The 17,205-nt window shown below is 54.7% G+C and carries 18 protein-coding genes; 7 read left to right on the top strand and 11 right to left on the bottom strand.

Annotated elements, in window-relative coordinates:
- The first annotated feature begins 67 nt into the window (after nucleotides 1-67).
- The 3 genes from SynSYN20_RS13800 to SynSYN20_RS13790 are packed head-to-tail and all read left to right on the top strand — an operon-like array spanning nucleotide 68 to nucleotide 2,628.
- Complete coding sequence (locus tag SynSYN20_RS13800) at nucleotides 68-1,042, top strand: ATP-binding cassette domain-containing protein (RefSeq protein ID WP_186525680.1); 975 nt, start codon at nucleotides 68-70, stop codon at nucleotides 1,040-1,042.
- The gene (locus SynSYN20_RS13795; RefSeq protein WP_186524129.1) at nucleotides 1,042-1,839 is read left to right on the top strand and encodes an ABC-2 family transporter protein; all 798 of its coding nucleotides are present in this window, start codon (nucleotides 1,042-1,044) and stop codon (nucleotides 1,837-1,839) included. The genes SynSYN20_RS13800 and SynSYN20_RS13795 overlap by 1 nt, the downstream gene beginning before the upstream one ends.
- Nucleotides 1,840-2,628: an ABC transporter permease gene (locus SynSYN20_RS13790; protein WP_186524128.1), complete on the top strand. Its 789-nt coding sequence runs from the start codon at nucleotides 1,840-1,842 to the stop codon at nucleotides 2,626-2,628.
- Here the strand turns inward: SynSYN20_RS13790 and SynSYN20_RS13785 are convergent.
- Together SynSYN20_RS13785 and SynSYN20_RS13780 are read right to left on the bottom strand one after the other, a co-directional pair.
- Nucleotides 2,545-3,915, bottom strand: a complete 1,371-nt coding sequence (locus SynSYN20_RS13785) for a mechanosensitive ion channel family protein (RefSeq protein ID WP_186524127.1) — start codon at nucleotides 3,913-3,915, stop codon at nucleotides 2,545-2,547. The genes SynSYN20_RS13790 and SynSYN20_RS13785 overlap by 84 nt on opposite strands.
- Nucleotides 3,912-5,183: an ABC transporter substrate-binding protein gene (locus tag SynSYN20_RS13780; RefSeq protein WP_255476293.1), complete on the bottom strand. Its 1,272-nt coding sequence runs from the start codon at nucleotides 5,181-5,183 to the stop codon at nucleotides 3,912-3,914. Before SynSYN20_RS13780 ends, SynSYN20_RS13785 begins: the two co-directional genes overlap by 4 nt.
- Before the next feature lie 115 nt (nucleotides 5,184-5,298).
- On the opposite strand from SynSYN20_RS13780, the gene SynSYN20_RS13775 reads away from it, so the two are divergent.
- Nucleotides 5,299-5,919 carry a TVP38/TMEM64 family protein gene (locus tag SynSYN20_RS13775; RefSeq protein WP_186525677.1) on the top strand — a complete coding sequence of 207 codons (621 nt, stop codon included), beginning with the start codon at nucleotides 5,299-5,301 and terminating at the stop codon, nucleotides 5,917-5,919.
- 237 nt (nucleotides 5,920-6,156) lie between these two features.
- Here SynSYN20_RS13775 and SynSYN20_RS13770 read toward each other — a convergent pair whose 3' ends face one another.
- Genes SynSYN20_RS13770 through SynSYN20_RS13755 form a run of 4 tightly spaced genes read right to left on the bottom strand, consistent with a single transcriptional unit; the run spans nucleotide 6,157 to nucleotide 9,965 of the window.
- The gene (locus SynSYN20_RS13770; RefSeq protein WP_186524126.1) at nucleotides 6,157-6,315 is read right to left on the bottom strand and encodes a hypothetical protein; all 159 of its coding nucleotides are present in this window, start codon (nucleotides 6,313-6,315) and stop codon (nucleotides 6,157-6,159) included.
- Nucleotides 6,312-7,427, bottom strand: a complete 1,116-nt coding sequence (locus SynSYN20_RS13765) for a TIGR00341 family protein (protein WP_186524125.1) — start codon at nucleotides 7,425-7,427, stop codon at nucleotides 6,312-6,314. Before SynSYN20_RS13765 ends, SynSYN20_RS13770 begins: the two co-directional genes overlap by 4 nt.
- A 14-nt stretch (nucleotides 7,428-7,441) precedes the next feature.
- Nucleotides 7,442-9,535, bottom strand: coding sequence for an NAD-dependent DNA ligase LigA (gene ligA, locus SynSYN20_RS13760; protein WP_186524124.1), 2,094 nt, complete (start codon nucleotides 9,533-9,535; stop codon nucleotides 7,442-7,444).
- Nucleotides 9,536-9,545: 10 nt separating this feature from the next.
- Nucleotides 9,546-9,965, bottom strand: coding sequence for a hypothetical protein (locus tag SynSYN20_RS13755; RefSeq protein WP_186524123.1), 420 nt, complete (start codon nucleotides 9,963-9,965; stop codon nucleotides 9,546-9,548).
- A gap of 98 nt (nucleotides 9,966-10,063) precedes the next feature.
- Between SynSYN20_RS13755 and SynSYN20_RS13750 the strand changes: the two genes are divergently transcribed.
- The 3 genes from SynSYN20_RS13750 to SynSYN20_RS13740 all read left to right on the top strand — a co-directional run bounded on the left by SynSYN20_RS13750 (nucleotide 10,064) and on the right by SynSYN20_RS13740 (nucleotide 11,832).
- On the top strand, nucleotides 10,064-10,612 hold the full coding sequence (locus SynSYN20_RS13750; RefSeq protein ID WP_186524122.1) for a SprT family zinc-dependent metalloprotease: 549 nt from the start codon (nucleotides 10,064-10,066) through the stop codon (nucleotides 10,610-10,612).
- 106 nt (nucleotides 10,613-10,718) lie between these two features.
- Nucleotides 10,719-11,252, top strand: coding sequence for an RNA helicase (locus SynSYN20_RS13745; protein ID WP_186524121.1), 534 nt, complete (start codon nucleotides 10,719-10,721; stop codon nucleotides 11,250-11,252).
- Between the two features lie 58 nt (nucleotides 11,253-11,310).
- On the top strand, nucleotides 11,311-11,832 hold the full coding sequence (locus SynSYN20_RS13740; protein WP_186524120.1) for a DUF1269 domain-containing protein: 522 nt from the start codon (nucleotides 11,311-11,313) through the stop codon (nucleotides 11,830-11,832).
- Here SynSYN20_RS13740 and SynSYN20_RS13735 read toward each other — a convergent pair whose 3' ends face one another.
- The 5 genes from SynSYN20_RS13735 to mnmG all read right to left on the bottom strand — a co-directional run bounded on the left by SynSYN20_RS13735 (nucleotide 11,833) and on the right by mnmG (nucleotide 16,845).
- Nucleotides 11,833-12,267, bottom strand: coding sequence for a hypothetical protein (locus SynSYN20_RS13735; RefSeq protein ID WP_186524119.1), 435 nt, complete (start codon nucleotides 12,265-12,267; stop codon nucleotides 11,833-11,835).
- Between the two features lie 96 nt (nucleotides 12,268-12,363).
- Nucleotides 12,364-12,954 (bottom strand): chorismate lyase, encoded by a 591-nt coding sequence (locus SynSYN20_RS13730; RefSeq protein WP_186525676.1) that lies wholly within the window; start codon nucleotides 12,952-12,954, stop codon nucleotides 12,364-12,366.
- Nucleotides 12,955-13,467: 513 nt separating this feature from the next.
- Nucleotides 13,468-14,073 (bottom strand): M23 family metallopeptidase, encoded by a 606-nt coding sequence (locus tag SynSYN20_RS13725; RefSeq protein WP_255476292.1) that lies wholly within the window; start codon nucleotides 14,071-14,073, stop codon nucleotides 13,468-13,470.
- Nucleotides 14,074-14,172: 99 nt separating this feature from the next.
- Complete coding sequence (locus SynSYN20_RS13720; RefSeq protein ID WP_255476291.1) at nucleotides 14,173-14,871, bottom strand: DNA polymerase III subunit beta; 699 nt, start codon at nucleotides 14,869-14,871, stop codon at nucleotides 14,173-14,175.
- A gap of 24 nt (nucleotides 14,872-14,895) precedes the next feature.
- Nucleotides 14,896-16,845 carry a tRNA uridine-5-carboxymethylaminomethyl(34) synthesis enzyme MnmG gene (gene mnmG, locus SynSYN20_RS13715; RefSeq protein ID WP_186524117.1) on the bottom strand — a complete coding sequence of 650 codons (1,950 nt, stop codon included), beginning with the start codon at nucleotides 16,843-16,845 and terminating at the stop codon, nucleotides 14,896-14,898.
- Nucleotides 16,846-17,205 lie beyond the last annotated feature (360 nt).

Here is a 17,205-nt window from a genome sequence, read left to right as displayed (position 1 = left end):
CTTTAAAACTCCCATTCACGTGGCGCCACAACGTTCCCTACATCCACAAGTTGCTCATGGTTCTGTTGTGATCGAGGTTGAAGGCCTCAGCAAGATTTACCGGGTTGCCGACAAGCAACCGGGTTTATCTGGAACCTTGAAACACTTCATGCGCCGGCGTCACCGTGACGTTCAAGCCGTGAGCGACGTCTGTTTCAGCATTGCTGCGGGAGAGATGGTGGGATTTCTTGGTGCCAATGGCGCCGGGAAAACCACCACCTTGAAAATGTTGTGTGGGTTGATCTACCCCAGTGCTGGTCAGGTGGTCGTTGCAGGTCATCAGCCTCAAAAGCGTCATCCTGATTTTTTGCGTCGGATCACTCTGGTGATGGGCCAGAAGCAGCAGTTGTTGTGGGATCTGCCGCCGATGGATTCCTTGAGGGTGAATGCTGCTGTGTATGGCATTAGTGATCGGGATGCCAAGCGCCGCATTTCCGATCTGTCGGATTTATTGGAGTTGGGAGAGGAGCTCACGCGTCCTGTTCGCAAGCTGTCGTTGGGCCAGCGCATGAAAGCTGAGCTACTCGCTGCCTTGCTGCACCAGCCGGATGTGTTGTTTCTTGATGAGCCCACCCTTGGTCTGGATGTGAATGCGCAGTCGAGAGTGCGGCAGTTTTTGGCTGATTACAACCAAAGAACCGGTGCCACTGTGCTGCTCACGAGCCATTACATGGCCGATATCACGGCCCTTTGCCCGCGTGTGTTGTTGATTCATCAGGGGCATTTGTTCCATGACGGCCCCCTTGATCGCTTGGCGAATCGGCTCGCACCCGAGCGCCATGTTCGTTTGGAACTTGCTTCACCCGTTGGGGCTGAGGCGTTTGCTGGTCTTGGCCGGCTCGATCGTTGCTGCGACTGCGAAGTGAACTTGCGTGTGCAGCCCCATGAGCTCACGGCTGTGGTGGCTCAGTTGTTGGAACGCTTTGAAGTCCGTGATCTTGAGGTGAATGATCCCCCGATCGACCAGCTGATTGGTGATTTGTTTCGCCAGGGAAGCTTGTAATGCGGATTTTTGGACTCAATCGCAAGATTATTCGGGTTTTGTTAGGCACGGAATACGCCCATATGTTGGAATATCGCGCCGAAATCGCCCTGTGGGCTCTATCCGGTGTGCTCCCTTTCATCATGCTCAGCCTTTGGAATGGCAGCGATGCTCGTGGAGCGTTGGGGATGGTTGGAGTGGGCCTTGATCGTTATTTCTTGAGCGCCTTTTTAGTGCGCCAGTTTTCAGTGGTTTGGATGATTTATGCCTTTGAAGAGGATGCTCTCTCTGGGAGATTGTCTCCTTATCTTCTTCAGCCACTCCATCCGCTCTGGCGTTATGTGGCAAGTCATCTTGGCGAGCAGCTCACGCGTTTGCCTTTTGCTGCGGGCATCACCGCGATTTTCTTCTTGATACAGCCCAAGGCCTTCTGGGTGCCCTCCTTGGGTCACTTTGTGCTGGCTTGGTTGGCCACATGGATGGCCTTCTCGATTGCTTTTCTGTTGCAAAGCCTGATCGCCTCCCTTTGTTTTTGGAGTGAGAAGGCCAGTGCTCTTGAGCGCTTGTTGTTCATCCCCTTTCTTTTCTTGTCTGGGCTTCTTGCTCCACTCACTGCATTCCCACCCTTTGTGCGCACCTTGGCTCAGTGGACGCCGTTCCCTTATTTGATTGACTTCCCGGCGCGTGTTCTAGCCGAACAGCCTGTGAATTTGTTGGTTGGATTTGCCATTCAGTTGGCATGGATCGTGCTGCTGTTGCCACTGGTTCTTCTGCTTTGGCGCGCTGGGGTTCGGCGTTACAGCGCGATGGGGGCCTGAATGGGGCGTTATTTCAAAAGCCTTCGGCGATTTTGGGGAACAGCCGTGGCCTCGCAGCTGGAGTATCAACTCAACGTTGTGATTGAGCTGGTAGCTGTTGGCTTGAGCTTGCTTGGCAGCTTATTCATGCTGTCGCTCTTTTTTGGACCAGGACGAGCGTTGGGTGGCTGGAGCTGGCATGAAGCCTTGATTGTTCAAGGTTTTTATACCGTTCTCGATGGGATGGCGAGCACCTGGTTACGCCCCAACCTCTCTTCGATCGTGACCCATGTGCGCGAAGGCACGCTTGATTTCATCTTGCTCAAGCCAATTGACAGTCAGTTTTGGTTGTCGTTGCGAACGATCTCGCCAGCAGGGTTGCCGGAGATCGTCCTTGGTTTGTTGTTAGTGATTTGGGGTGGGCAACAGGCTGGCGCTTCGTTGTCGCCAGGAGGCTTTGCGGTGGTGTTGCTGATGCTCTTGGCTGGTGGATTGATCCTGTATTCCCTTTGGTTTTTAATTGCAGCGACCAGCATTTGGTTTGTGAAAACCTGGAATGCCACTGAGGTTTTGCGGGCTGTGTTGGCCTCTGGTCGCTATCCCGTAGCGGCCTACCCAGCCCCCTTGCGTTTGCTGTTTACCTTGGTGATTCCGGTGGCATTTCTAACAACTGTTCCGGCTGAAGTTGTGCTGGGACGCGCAAACGCCCCCACCCTCTGGCTTGGATTAGGCCTCGCCGTGGGGTTTTTCATCGCTGCCCGTCAGTTCTGGCTGTATGCCTTGAGGCACTACACCTCCGCCTCCAGTTGAATGCAGGCTTTGTTGCAGGCTGGGCGGCCACTCCATTGGATAGACCTGACGTTGTGGGAACGGAATGGTGATTCCTTTCTTCTCAAATTGCTTCCAGATTGTTCGTCGTATATCACTGCCGACTTCAAAGGCTTCGAGGGGGTTGGAGACCCAGAAAAGAACCTTATAATTAATCGAAGAATCAGCAAAGTCAATCACAAATGCATTGACTGGTGGATATTCAAGAACTTTTTTGTGCTCTTTAGCAATTGTTTTTAATAGCTCCACAATGATGTCTGGGTCGTGCTCGTAGGCGGCACCAACGACGACGCTGTCACGCCTTGATGTTTCTGTTGCGGTGAAGGATGTGGCTTCTTGTGTGAAGAAGATCTGATTTGGGATTAATAGCTCGGCTCCATCACGCCCACGTCGTAATTGTGTTGCTCTTAGGCCTAGTTTGCGCACGGTGCAGGGGTCGCCGTTAATCATCAGAATCTCTCCGGGGCGAACTGATCCTTCAAACAGCAACCAGATGCTGCTGATGAAATTGGAGATAATTTCTTTTATACCAAAGCCGATTCCAACAGACAATCCACCCGCAATGGCAATGAATGCAGTGCCATCGATGCCGATAAAGTAAGCCACCCCAATGATGCCAACGATGATCACGCTGTAACGGAATAGGAGCTCCAGTCCTCGCCTGTTTCTCGGACGGACTCCAAACAGCACTCCACTTAGCCATGCCAGAAATGTTGCAGGCCTAGAGGAGAGCGTCATGATTACATAGATCGCTATGATCGCAAGGTAAATTCTGCCCAGTGTCAGCTCAACTCCAAATAAAATAGCGATTGGAGTTTGTGATAAATTTTCCGTACTTCCCATCAGTCTTATGAAGGACATGATGGCCACGATGATGTAGACGGGTCTTAAAAATGTGCTTTCTAATTCATCAACTGGAAACTTTTTGTTGATGTTCAAGATTAATGTTTTTAAGGGTGTGAATGACATCCATCCCAGCCAGAGCAGTCCGAAATATCGAAGTAATCCCCATGGCAAGCCCACTAAAAGAAAAAGACTGGAACTGATTAAAAGCAGCAGGGGGCCGATCAGCACGCGTATGTATTCGGGAACCAGCCTGTGCTCCACGCGGCGCCGAAGCGCGCCACGCTGTTCTGCGACCATCACAATGCCAACCAAAAAGAGTTGGAGAAGAACGGTTCCACGGTTCAGGTATGCCAACCAGCTCAGGAGCTCATTGAAGATTGCCCCTGGGTTAATAGTGATGAGGTAAGACATGGAAAGAGTCATCGCTTCGCCTTCATCTGGGTTTCGAGCTCAGTGGCCGCTTTTTCGGGAGATAATCCATCAAAAATTAACTCATTGAGTGTGGACTGAATCCCTTTTTTTAATCTTGGCTTTGCATCAATTGCCGAGACAATGGCATCACCGCGGCTTACGCGCTTGTTTTCCTCTTCGCTAAACTTAGAGAACCCTGGAGGTAATTGTTTGCTAACGATCATTGCCGCCGCAGGATTAACTGGAAAGCCCGTCCGGTATTTGAGAGCATAGGTTTTCTGAGCCCAGGGTTGCACCATGAAATCCAGCAAATTCAGGCTTTCCGCCCGTTGGCGTCTGCTTGAGTTTTTACCAAGAGCCCAAACTTGCAAGCGTGTGATTGGTGTTGCTCGTCCAAAGTCTCCGCTGGGTAATGGGGCGATGCCGAGATGATCTTTGAGCTTTTCACGGAGTTGGGGTAGCTGGGAACTCCAACAGCTGATCCACTGCATGTCGCCCTCCATAAACGCCTTTCGAAGTGCGGCTTGATTTCGCAAAAACACAATATTTTGCTGATAGCTGGATGCCTTGAGCCAACGCATCCATTGAATTAGGCGTTCATGGGCCGCCACAGTGACTTTTTGCCCTGTTAATGAGGCTGTTAAGGCCTCGCCCGCCCCGAAGCTGCCAAGGCTCCAGTACAGATCCTGGAGGTTGGTGACCATCCCAAAGACCTTGCCAGTGCCACTGGCTTCGGACAGTGCTTTGAGGGTTTCAGGTGCTTTTTTGAGTTTGCGTTTATCGAAGCAAGCCAGCTGGAGATACTGCGAAACGGGTTGCCCCGCTAGGGATCCGTTGGCTGTTTTAACGCGCTCTAGGGCTGCTGGGTTAATCAAGTTTTGACGCTCTTCCGTCAGCTTGATTGGATCGGTCAGGCCCAAGGCAAGAAGGCTCAAGGCTTGATTGCTATCTGCAATCACAAGGTCTGGCCCTAGGCCGCTGTTGGTTTGAACTTTCAGAGCCTTCTCTAGAGACTCTTCGGGATAGATCGAGGGATGCAGCTTGATCCCAGGCTGCATTTCCTTTAATTGCTGTTGAAAATTCCTGGTGATCTTCCGTTCTGTTTTAAAACGATCGTTGGAGTGTTGTTCGTTTTCATTGCTGGCTTGAGCCACCTTCAACACGATCGATCCTTGGTTGTCGGTCATGGCACAGCCCCCAAGCAAGGATGTGCTCAGAACGAGAGCGACGCCGCGGTACCTGTTCCTTCTGATCGATGCACAAAGGCGGGTTGCTGCCATACCTCTAGAACCGTTATCCAATCTTTAGCGCAAAAGTGGTTTTGATCCCTGTTGGGACCAAAACCACCAGCATGGATTGGTGGCCTCGGATGGTGTGGAACACATGATTGAGGGAATGTCCTGGTTTGAGCCATTGATGCTCTGGCTGCGCTCTCCTTTGGGTGGACTGGTTTTCATCCCGCTTTATGCGGCTTGGGTGACGCTGTTGCTTCCAGGGGTATGGGCTTCGATGTTGGCTGGAGCTCTTTATGGCACTTGGTGGGGGAGCTTGATTGTGTTTGTGGGGGCCAGTCTCGGCGCAGAGGCAGCGTTTTTGCTCGGCCGATATTGGTTGCGTGATTGGACGAGCAAGCGTCTGATGCAGTATCCAAAGCTTCAGTCTGTGGAGCGGGCCGTGAGCCGGGAGGGGCTCAAACTTGTGCTTTTAACGCGTCTATCTCCAGCGTTTCCGTTTTCGTTATTGAATTTGGTTTACGGCCTCAGTGAGGTGAGCTTGCGTGATTACAGCATCGGTTTAATTGGCATCATTCCCGGCACCATTTTGTTTTGTGCTTTGGGCGCCTTGGCGGGTGATGCTGCTCGCTTTGGTGAGGTGCTCGCTGGAGAAGCTTCAGCGCAAGCCTGGATTCTGCGCGTAGTGGGCGTGTTAGCCACGGTCGCGGTCGTTTGGTTGGTTGGGCGCGCAGCGCAGCGCGCCTTGGCTGATGAGAAGACCAGCTTCAATGAGAACGCTTAAAAGAATGAATGCAACTTAAAATTGTCGAAGCATTTGCTTAAGCGACCTTAGGAGATAATGACTGCTAAGTAAAGATTAGTCTCTTGCTAGGAACTATTTTCTTGATTCTTTGAGCCGGTGGTTCGTGGTCGATATTGAGCCTTTAGCGTTTTGAGTGGGTCCCTTCGGCGGAAAAAATATATTATTCGTGCTATCTCTTTGGGGAATGTTGAGATTGCGATGGCAAGAACGAATGCTTCAGTCTTGGTTGGAAATTGAAAGGTCGCGTGCGGCAGCAATGAGTACAAACCAGGCCAAGCGAAGCTTTGCTGCAACACCGCTGCGAGAGGCCAGCTCAACATACTTAGCTCGACCACATTCTGTTTTGATCCAGCGGAAGGCTTGGGGTGAGCTCATGATTGTTTGCCTTCAGTAAAGTTGTATTTGAAGATTTGGTTGGGAATCACACTGATATTAACGCTGATTTCGTTGATCCCATAATCCTTTCTTGCTCTCGTGATGATCCGTTGATGGAGCTCATCAATGACCTTTTGCGTGATCAGCCCTTCTTGGGCATTAAGGACAAGCTCAATGGTGGCGTTGTTCTGAGAAACGCGAACATTGCTATAGAGCAATTTTACTTTTTTCCAGAGGTATGGATTCTTTTCGGTCAGCTTGAATTGCTTGACGCGTCCTGCTTTAAAGGTGGCAAATTGGGCGTCAATGTTTTGGCGAATGCTGAAGTCTTGGAGTGACGATGCCAAGGGGATGCACAGCAGGCCGAGTAGTCCTAGCCAAACAAGTAGGTTGCGCCAGCTGCGATGAATCGAGCCATAGCGCTGCAGCAAAAACACCATCAAGCTGGCAACTGTGATGCCAATTAAGTTGGCTAAGAAGAGTAAGAATGATCCTTCTGAGATCTGATTGCTGAGTCCAGCAACGCTGCCCCGGCCGAACACGGCAATGACTTCCGAGCCCATGCTGAGTCCGATTCCGCAGACGCATAGCGGTGGCACCAGGGCCACGGCGATGGCCACCCCTGCGATCGAATTGGACAATCGATCCCGGGTCAATGTGAACGATCCGGCGATGGCGGCAGCTACTGCAATGCCGAGGTCGATCAGGTTGGGTGCGGTTCGGCTGTAGATCTCTCGATTCACCTCACTGGCATCGAGAATCCAGCCCAACAGCGTTGCCGTGCCAATCACAGTGAGAACGCCAATGATCACCGTGATCGCCGACCGTTTTACCAAGCGGTTGTCGGCAATCGAGAGTCCGAAGGCGAGGCTGAGGATCGGGTCCATCAGTGGGGCCACGATCATGGCGCCGATCACCACAGCGGTGCTGTTGGAGATCAATCCGAGCGTTGCAATCACAGCTGAACAGATCAGCAGCAAAAAGAAGCCCAGCGTCGGCCGCGAAGAGGCAATCCGACTTTTGTAGAGGTCGTTCCTGGGGATCTGCGTCTCCAGGTTCAGTTTCCACTCACCTGAGAGGCTCCCAAGCAGATTCTGAACTGGGCTTTGCATGCCTGGAAGAATTCTTACCCTGATCCTCTCAGCATGTTCAGCAGGTCAGCCTCGTCAAGGACTTGGATCCCTAGCTCCTGGGCTTTGGTGAGTTTGCTTCCAGCTTCTTCGCCTGCCACGAGATAGCTGGTTTTTTTGCTGACCGATCCCGAGACTTTGCCGCCGGAGGCCTCGATTTGCTCTTTGGCCTGAGAACGGGTGAGTGTGGGCAAGGTACCGGTCAGTACAAAGGTTGAACCAGATAAATGATCGTTGGCCGCCGCCGCAGTGGCTCGTGTTTGCTCTTCCTCATTGAGTGCCAGGCTGAATCCGAGGCTCCGCAACTCATCGAGTAGCCGCTGATTGGCAGGGTTGGAAAACCACTGCTGCAAGCTTTGGGCAATTTCTTTGCCGACACCAAAAATTGTGGTGATGCTGTCTGGTGCGTGACACGCCGCTTGATTCAGGTCGTCTGCATTGGCAAAAGCAGCAGTAATCGCCTTGGCGTTCACGTCTCCGACGTGATGGATGCCGAGGCCATAGAGCTGTTTGGCCCATCCTTGAGAGCGGGATGCATCTAGGGCTTGAATTAAATTTTCGGCGCTTTTCGAGCCCATGCGCTCCAGGCTGCCAAGTAGGGCGACATCGAGGCGATAGAGGTCTGCAATCGACTGAACAAGGCCTCGATCCACCAGTTGTTCAATCAACTTGTTGCCCAGGCCATCCACATCCATGGCCCCTTTGCTGACCCAGTGGCGCAGGGCGCCACGCAGGATCGCGGGGCAGCTGCTGTTGATGCAGCGCGTGGCCGATTCGCTGGTTTCGCGTACCAAGGTGGATCCGCAGGCTGGACAGGTTTTGGGGAGCTCCACGGGTTGGGTGTGCGCAGGCCGTAGTTCCGGCAACACCCGCACCACTTCCGGGATGATCTCACCGGCCTTGCGCACCACGATGGTGTCGCCGTTGTGAAGATCGAGCTCCAGCAGCCTGTCGGCGTTGTGAAGGCTGGCCCTGCTAACGCTTGTGCCGGCCAAAAGCACAGGCTCGAATTCCGCCACTGGGGTAATGACTCCCGTGCGTCCCACCTGACAGCTGACTCTCAGGATTTTGGTTGCAGCTTCCTCTGCTGGGTACTTGAGCGCAATCGCCCAGCGTGGTGCTTTTTGAGTAAAGCCTGCGGCATCCTGCAGCCGTAAATCGTTCAGCTTCACCACCACACCATCGGTGGCGTAATTGAGCTGCCGTCGCTCTGTGTCCCAGGTGTCGAAGAACTGCTCTACCGCTGGAAGATCTGGCAATAAACCCGCATTGGGATTCACCTTGAATCCCGCATCGCCCAGCCATTGCAGGGCATCCCATTGCGTGAGCGGCCTGCGTCCTTGCCAATCGTCTGGCAGCTGAAGCGTGTAGGCAAAAAAGTCAAGCCGTCTTGAGGCCACAACGCTTGGATCCAGTTGGCGCAACGTTCCTGCGCAGGCATTGCGGGGATTGGCAAAGAGAGATTCGTCGCGGCTTTGGCGTTCGTTGTTGATGGCATGGAAGGTGGCATCGGGGATGAAGGCCTCCCCACGCACTTCCACCCAGGCTGGTGCCGGTTCGAGGTGCAAGCGCAAGGGAATGGAGCTGATGGTGCGTACGTTGGCGGTGATCTCTTCTCCCTGTTCGCCGTCCCCGCGCGTTGCGGCTCGAACGAGTACGCCGTTTTCGTAGCTCAGGGCGAGAGCGTTGCCATCGATTTTGAGTTCTCCCACCATGGCCAGGGCCGGTTGGGGAGATCCTTCGGAGGGAGCGCGATCCAGCACCTTGAGCAGCCGGCCATACCAGCCATGCAGCTCGTCACGGTTAAACGCATTGTCGAGGCTGAACAGAGAAATCCTATGGCGAACGCTGCTGAACCCTTCGGCTAGACGCCCACCCACGCGCTGGGTGGGGCTATCTGCGCTCATCAGTGTTGAATCTTGCTGTTCTAAGTCTTGGAGCTCCCTGTAGAGCTGGTCATACACCGGATCTTCCATCTCCGGAGCGTCGAGCACGTAATAGGCATGAGCAGCGCGATTGAGCAAGCGCCGCAATTCTTCCGCTCGCGCTTGAGAGCTACTGGACGATTTCAGCGGCTGCGAGCTGCTCAACGCCTCGTGCTCAGCTGTTCACGGCGACGATGCGCTCGATCTTCCAGGAATCATCCGACTTAATAAACGTGAAATCCAGAGGCATCTCTTCTTTGTCTTCTGCGATCAACTTCACGGTCAGGATGATGTTGCCTTCCTGCAGCCTCGGGCGACCAGATTTGAGATTGCGGAAGCGATTCAGCTTCAAACCTGCCAGATAACGAATGAACTGTTGACGGCTCACATGCTGGCGATAGTTCTTGGTGGTGAGCAAGTAAGCAGCATCGATCCTTCCCGCTGCCACTTGCGTGAAGAACTGCTTGATCAGCGGGTTGATGCCACGGGCGCTCAGTACGAGCTTCACCGCTGTGAATGTCCAGTAGAGGAGCAGCGCTCCACCCCCGGCTAATAAAGCCTTGCTACCGATCTCGCGAACCAAGCCCAGTTCCATCGGGTGTATCCGAATGAGTGCAGATTCTGACTGACTGGATGCAGGAACGAGGCAGACTGGACCGGCTTTCGTCCTGTTTGGCTTCTTTCGCAGTCTCCATGCCCCTCGAGCCCCTGCTGCCGTTGTTTCACAGGCTAAATCGAGAACACTTTGATGGCTGCCTTGTGCGGGGCACGGGCCCGCTGGTTGCTTTGCGTTGGAGTGATGGGCGGATGCGAAAGACGGCAGGCTTTTATCGCCGCGGACCGGCGGTGGCTCCCCCGCTTGGACGGGAGATTGTGCTTTCAAAACCCTTGCTGGATCCCTTGCCTCGCTGCGCGACGGAGAGCACTCTTTGTCATGAAATGATTCATGCCTGGGTGGATTTGGTGTTGGGTCAACGGGAGGGGCATGGCCCTTGTTTTCGGGCTCAGATGGAGGCGATTAATGCCTCTCAATCCCGATTCAAGGTGAGCATTCGCCATCGTTTTCCGGTTCAGCAGACCCCCCCTCGCTGGATTGCCATCTGCCCTATGTGTGGGCAGCGCACGCCGTATCGGCGCAGGGTCAGGCAAGCGGCTTGCAGGTTGTGCTGTGATCGGCATCATGACGGTCACTGGCATGTGAGTTGTCTACTCAGTTATGTACCTGCCCCCGCTCAGGATTGAGATGGATTTGTTTCTTTGGGTCCTACAAGCAGGTGGGGTGTCGATCGCGCTAATCGGTTGGCAACGGGAGCGTTGGCTGCAGCAGCGTCGTCGTTAAGGTCAGAGGATGGATGGACGTTTTCAACCGCGGCAGCGCAGTCAGGGGCAGCGCAGTCAGGACTCTGGTGATCGGCGATTGGATCAGTGGCTTGAAACCGGTCGTCAGCTGGTGGATGGTGTGGCTGGCACGCGACCTGGTCGACGGTCTGCCGGTGGCGGGCGTCCCTCAATGGATCTCGAAACAGTGGGTCGCTGGGTCGGCGACAAGATCGATTGGCTGATGGACGAAGAAGAAGACTGGAGGGATCCGGTTGAACCACCCCTGCGGACTGAATCGCCTGCCGCATCCAGTCGTAAGCGGCCTCTCGATGCGATCTCACGGCGGCAAGGTGTTGGGCAGCAGATTGTGGCGCCCGTACCTGAGCCTCAGCCCGCCTACGGCGAGGATGACAACGGCTGGCCCGATGACGAAAGCTTTCGTGTGGAGCGCTGGTCCCGTTCTGCAGCGCCCCCAGCAATCACGCCAGCGCCTCAGCCTGTGTCCCGTGGCCCTGGCCCATCCAGACGTCCATTACCTCGCTCCAGCAGGCGACGAGACTGATCACGAGACTGATCGCTGGATCGATTGATCTCTACTCTTTTAAAAACACTCTGTTTGTATGAGCAATTTGGTGGTTGTGGGCTTTCCCAAGGCCCAAGAAGCGGAGGAGGTCCGTCGCGAATTGGTCACGATCCAGCAAGAGCATTTGATTGCGCTTGAGGATGCGGTGGTGCTTGAGCATGGAGAAGACGGCCATGTGCACTTGCGTCAGGCGATCAATATGACGGCGGCTGGAGCCATGGGCGGAAGCTTCTGGGGGTTGTTGATCGGTTTGTTGTTTGCCAATCCTTTGTTGGGTCTCGCTGTTGGTGCCGGTGCTGGTGCTGCCTCGGGTTCGCTTAATGACATGGGCATCAACGACAACTTTTTGAAAGAACTCGCGGAAACCCTGCCGAAGGGCAGTGCTGCTTTGGCGTTGTTAGTGAGGGATGCCACGCCCGATCGTGTGATCGAGCGCTTGCGTCGCCATGCGCCCCACGCCCGGTTGATCCACACCAACCTCAGCCATACCGATGAAGACCTGCTGAAAGAGCAACTCGAGAAGGCAAAACGGCAGGCTGAAGGCCTCAGGTTGGGCTGACTAGCAGCTGCTGCTCTCCTCAAGACGCTGAACCTGAAAGCGACAGCCTCGATGGCTGAGCTGATGGTTCACGTCGTCAATGAGATCGTTTGGCAAGTCTTCGGCCATTTGTTCGGTGCTCATGGAGATCGAGGCCGATCCTTCTTCCATGGCCTCAAGCAATGTCACCCACTGTGAAACCCGTTCGCTGCGCTTGATCGGACGTTGGCCATGGCTGGAGAGCACGGCGGCGCAGATGTCCGCGTTCCAGCGATTTGAGGAGATGTGGTGATGGCTGTTGTGCTGCTGGGCGGCACCGGCTGTCATCGCAGCTTGGGTTGGATGTCCGCTGTGGTCACGCCAGCCTTCATGGTCAAGAACACGGCCGCAATGTCTTGCTGAGAGGCCAAATCTGTGTCCGAGGTCGGAGAGGGTTAGCCACTGGGACGTTGTCATGAAACCATCTCAACTAGCGACATGATCCCGATCGACCGACTTGCCGCAAGTTGAAATGCACGAATGTGGCGAAAACGCTCGGTTTCTTCATCTAGATCAATGAAGAGGCTGGCGTGGAGTGGTCCCTAGCCATTCCTCTAAAGCAGGACTGAACACCTCGCGAATCACCGTGAGCTCTCGTCCTTGACGGAAAAATCGATAATGGCGGCTCCAAAACGGCCCCGAGCAGCCAAACCTGTCCTCAAGCCAGGGTTCTTGCACCAGCGCTAAGCCATCCACTTCGCGAAAGAGCTCCGAGCGGCCCTGGGTGAGGCTGAGCCAGATCGGCAGGTTGCGGTCTTGCAGGTGCTGGTTGGCTTCATCCTGGTTCCACCAGCTTTCAGCCCAAGCCAAGGTTTGTTCTCCACAGCTCAACCAGACTTGACGGCGGAGGAGGGGAGGCGTGAGTTCCTTCACCTCGCTGGGGCAACCGAGGGCAGCTTGCCCCTCTGGTTCTTCTGCCATGGCCACTAATTCCACGGACACTGGATGTCCTGTGAGCAGACGCAGGTGACGGGTTGGACTGCCGTCTCCGAGGAGCATCAGTCTCCAAGGGCCGGGTAAATCCCCTGGGTCATCACCGGCCAAAACCGTTGCAGCGGGTGCCTCCCATAAACAAGTGGGAGAGGGACTGAGCTCGGACAACATTGCCCGTCCTGAAGGTGCTGTGGGAGGAGCTTTGCTTTGCAAAAGCTGTTGCACCAGTAAAAGTTGGCGCACCCTAACGAGCCTTGCCTACCGGGTTCGCAGCTGGGGCTGGCCTTGATCAGTACCCACTGAAACGAAGGGCTAGCTCAAGGGCACCAAGTCCACAGAGAAAGGTTCCGCCAAGTAATGCAGCTTCTTTAAAAGAACGAGCCATGATCATTAGGGCAGAACCCACGACTAACGCTCCAAAAAATCTAAATGGAATCTCGAGCTCCAATATTGAGACGTGTTTCATGAATCAATCATCAGACGCATTTGCTGCACTGATTTCACTCAACTTCATGAAGTTCGTGTCAGTAAGACTGAACCCCCCAGCTTTGCTGGGCGAAAGGCAACGTTTCTACTCTTTGATTTACCGATCTAAATTCATAAATGTCTAATGAGGGGCATTGATGCGTTTTTCGATGGGTACTTTGACTCACGTGTCGTCAGGCTTTCGCTGGATTTCTTCTCTCAACGTCTCGATGCCTTGTGCAGCTGAAGAAGCGGGGCAGGGTCAATCGCCATCATTTGCCCATTTTTGAAACGACGGAGCTCGAAATGGAGATGGGCGGTGGTGGCATGGCCGCTTTTTCCTACATTCCCGATTAGGTCACCGGTTTGTGTTAGTTGACCGGGCCTGATTCGTGCACTGAGCAAATGAGCGTAAAGCGTTTGCCAGCCATTGCCGTGATCAAGCAAGACCGTGAGTCCATATCCCGAAATAGGTTGCACCATTAATGCTTTTCCGGAGAGTGCAGCCAAGACTCCTGTTCCAGCGGGTGCGATCAAATCATGTCCTGTATGTAAGCGCCACTTCTTTCTACGGTCTGAAAATCGCCAACCGTAAGGGCTCACGTCCTGGGCTAAATAGGGGAGTGGATACTCGAGCCTGATCCTCTCTCCACGTTTGATAGGCCACAGACGTTGAGGAAGCGGTCTCACTCTTGGCCCAAGAAGGGCAATGTTTGAGACGCTCGTCAGGATTGGCGTATTCCTTGGCTTTGCTGGCTTGGCTTCTACGTTTGTGCTGGCAAGAATTGCGCTCAGCAGCAATACGGCGAATGTCTGTCGATGCACCGGCTGGAACCACAATGAGCTGGTTTTATCTCTCATTTGAGAGAATGCAACTCTGCTATTCATCCGACAATTGGCAGAATTGGGATTGAATCTTTCTATCTAGAAGGCGCCGCCGATCGAGAGGGATTGGCGTTCACCATTGCGTTCAATCACGGCACCGGTGCTGGAAAGGCTCAGCAAGGACCAGCCACTGTTGCCGATGCTTTCGCCAGGATTGGCAGAAAGTGATTGATTTTCTAATTGGAAGATGGCCGATCCCCCCACTTCGGCGTGCACCACTCCCACGAGAGCGGGCTGGCTCGCTGCAGGACTTGTATCTGCACTGGATGGGGAGGCTCCGGATGGGGCTGTGATTGGCGCAATCGCTGCACTGAGCGGCAGCGTGAGTGGTTCGAGGCTGGGCAGTGTGGCGACCGTCTCAGGTTCTACTTCAGGTTCAGTTGCTTTTGAAGGTGCAGAGGGTGAGGGGATGGCGCGTGCTTTGAGCTTTTCAGTGAGAGCCAGATTGCGCTCGCGGTAGAGGGCATGCTCGGAGAGCTGCCAGCTGCGTGCCAACCATGCACTACAGAGCAGGGCGCCGAGCGTCACACCGATCAGGGTGAGCTGCTGCCACGGCTGAATACTGAGACGCGTTGTTGGCAGGGGTGCCGCAACGGGATTGTTGGCTGGATCTGGTGCCGGCTCCACTTGAATGTCAACGGCCTTCAGCGAAGGCTCCGCTGCCTGGAACACCTGATCCATCACCTGTTCAGCGCGCAGATTCCAATACGCCGTAGAGGTGGCGAGGCGAGAGGGCACTGCGAATCTTTAACTAGAGCAAAGTTATCGAGAGTTGGCGCCTTTGGCGAGGCCTTCACTCTGATGGGATCGGCGCTTTTGCAGCTCGAGCCAAAGCAGCAAGGCGGTGAGATCGGCAGGGCTGACGCCAGGAATGTGGGAGGCCTGGCCCAACGTGGTGGGTTGAATGGCCGTGAGCTTTTCGCGCGCCTCCCGCGACAAGGTGCCGATGCTGGCGTAATCGAGATCGGCGGGGAGTTTGCGCAGGCTTTGGCGTTTCACTTGATCGATCTGTTGTTGCTGGCGCTGCAGGTAGCCGCTGTATTTAATGTCGATTTCCGCGCCCTCCCGCACGGCTAGGGGAAGTTCGGGATCGGCCAGGCCATGGCGCACGAGATCAGAGCTGTGGACCCCTGATCGACGTAATAGGTCCGCGAGTGTGATCGAGCCTCGGATCGGAGCCCCGCTTTCTTTCTCAATGGTGGGGGCGACTGGGTCGCTGACTTTGAGGCGAACCGTTTCAAGGCGCTGTTTTTCGTTGTCCATGGCCTGGAGCTTGTCGTTAAACAGCTGCCAACGCCGGTCGTCAATCAGTCCCAGCTCACGGCCCAGGGGGGTGAGACGCCGGTCGGCGTTATCACCACGCAACACCAAACGGTATTCACTGCGGCTGGTCAGTACGCGGTATGGCTCGCGCAAGTCTTGGCTCACCAGATCGTCGATCATCGTGCCGATGTAGCTGTTTTCCCGGGAGAAGTGCACGGGCTCTTGCCCTCCTATTAGTTGTGCGGCGTTGAGGCCAGCGACAAGGCCTTGGGCCGCGGCTTCCTCGTAGCCAGTGGTGCCGTTGAGTTGCCCGGCACTAAACAAACCACGTACCCGTTTGGTTTCCAGGGAGGGTTTGAGTTGGGTGGCGGGAAGATAGTCGTAATCCACGGAATAGGCCGGCCGAAGCATCACGCAGTGCTCCAAGCCAGGGAGGGTGCGTAGCAGTTCCAGTTGGATCGTTTCAGGTAATCCCGTAGAAAAGCCCTGCACGTAAATCTCTGGGGTGTCGCGTCCTTCTGGCTCGAGGAAGATTTGGTGGGAGTCTTTATCGGCAAAGCGCACAATCTTGTCTTCGATCGAGGGGCAATAGCGCGGGCCTTTGCTGTCGATGATGCCGCCGTAAATCGCAGTGAGATGCAGGTTGTCTTTGATCAGCTGATGCGTTGCTGCTGTGGTGCGGGTGATGTGGCAGCTCATCTGTTCGCCGCTGGCCCAGGCCGTTGGGTCAAATGAAAAGAAGCGATCGGCGGCATCGCTTGGTTGCGCTTCCAATTGGTCGAGCGCAATGCTGCGGCGATCAACGCGGGCAGGGGTGCCGGTTTTGAGTCGATCGGTGTGGAAGCCCAGCTGCTTCAAGGCGTCGGTTAAGCCTTCGGCGGCCTGCTCTCCAGCGCGCCCGGCAGACATCGATTGATGGCCCACCCAGATGCGACCACCAAGGAAGGTGCCAGCGGTAAGCACCACGGCTTGGGCGCCGTACACACTGCCGAAGTAGGTGCGGACTCCTGTGATTCGCGCCTGTCCGGCTTGTTCTGGATCCCCATCTACTTCCAAGCCGGTCACCATTGCTTCGCGCAGGGCCAGGTTGGGGGTGTGATGCAGCAGCTTCAGCATCTCCCGTGAGTAGTGGCGTTTGTCGGTCTGGGCGCGAAGGGCCCACACCGCAGGGCCGCGGCTGGCGTTCAAGACCCGCTTTTGGATGGCGGTGGCATCGGCAAGGCGGCCGATCACGCCACCGAGGGCATCCACTTCATGCACGAGTTGGCTTTTGGCTGGACCACCAACGGCCGGATTGCAGGGCTGCCAGGCGATCCGGTCGAGATTGAGAGTAAACAGGGCTGTACTGAGCCCCAAGCGAGCAGCGGTGATCGCAGCCTCACAACCGGCATGACCACCCCCGACGACGATCACGTCGAAGCATTCGGTGGGGGCAGCAGAGAAGCTCATATCCCCATTATCCGTATTTAGTGAACACTTCGTTTGGGGTTTGCACAGCAATGCACTCCGTTTTGAGATTGGTAGACATCCGAAGTGTCTTGAGCCTCGGTCATCGAACGGATGACATTGGTGATTGAATTATTTTTACGAGCCTAAAAAGTAAGGCTTTGGTGGCAGCACTCTTGATCAAGCCTCAATCTGTCGATTTTTTTGGGGGGGGTCAGACCTCATTGCCAACACTTGTATAAACAGAGATTTTTTGTCCTAATACACAAGACAAGTTGTTAGTTTCTGGCTAGTCAAACCGATTGGTTTTTGAGTACGCAATGTGCTGCTGCCTCGTGAGGAGGCCCTTTCGCGTTGATTTTT

It is taken from the genome of Synechococcus sp. SYN20 (assembly GCF_014279555.1).
GTDB lineage: Bacteria > Cyanobacteriota > Cyanobacteriia > PCC-6307 > Cyanobiaceae > Synechococcus_C.
This window is presented reverse-complemented; position numbering and strand designations above follow the sequence as displayed.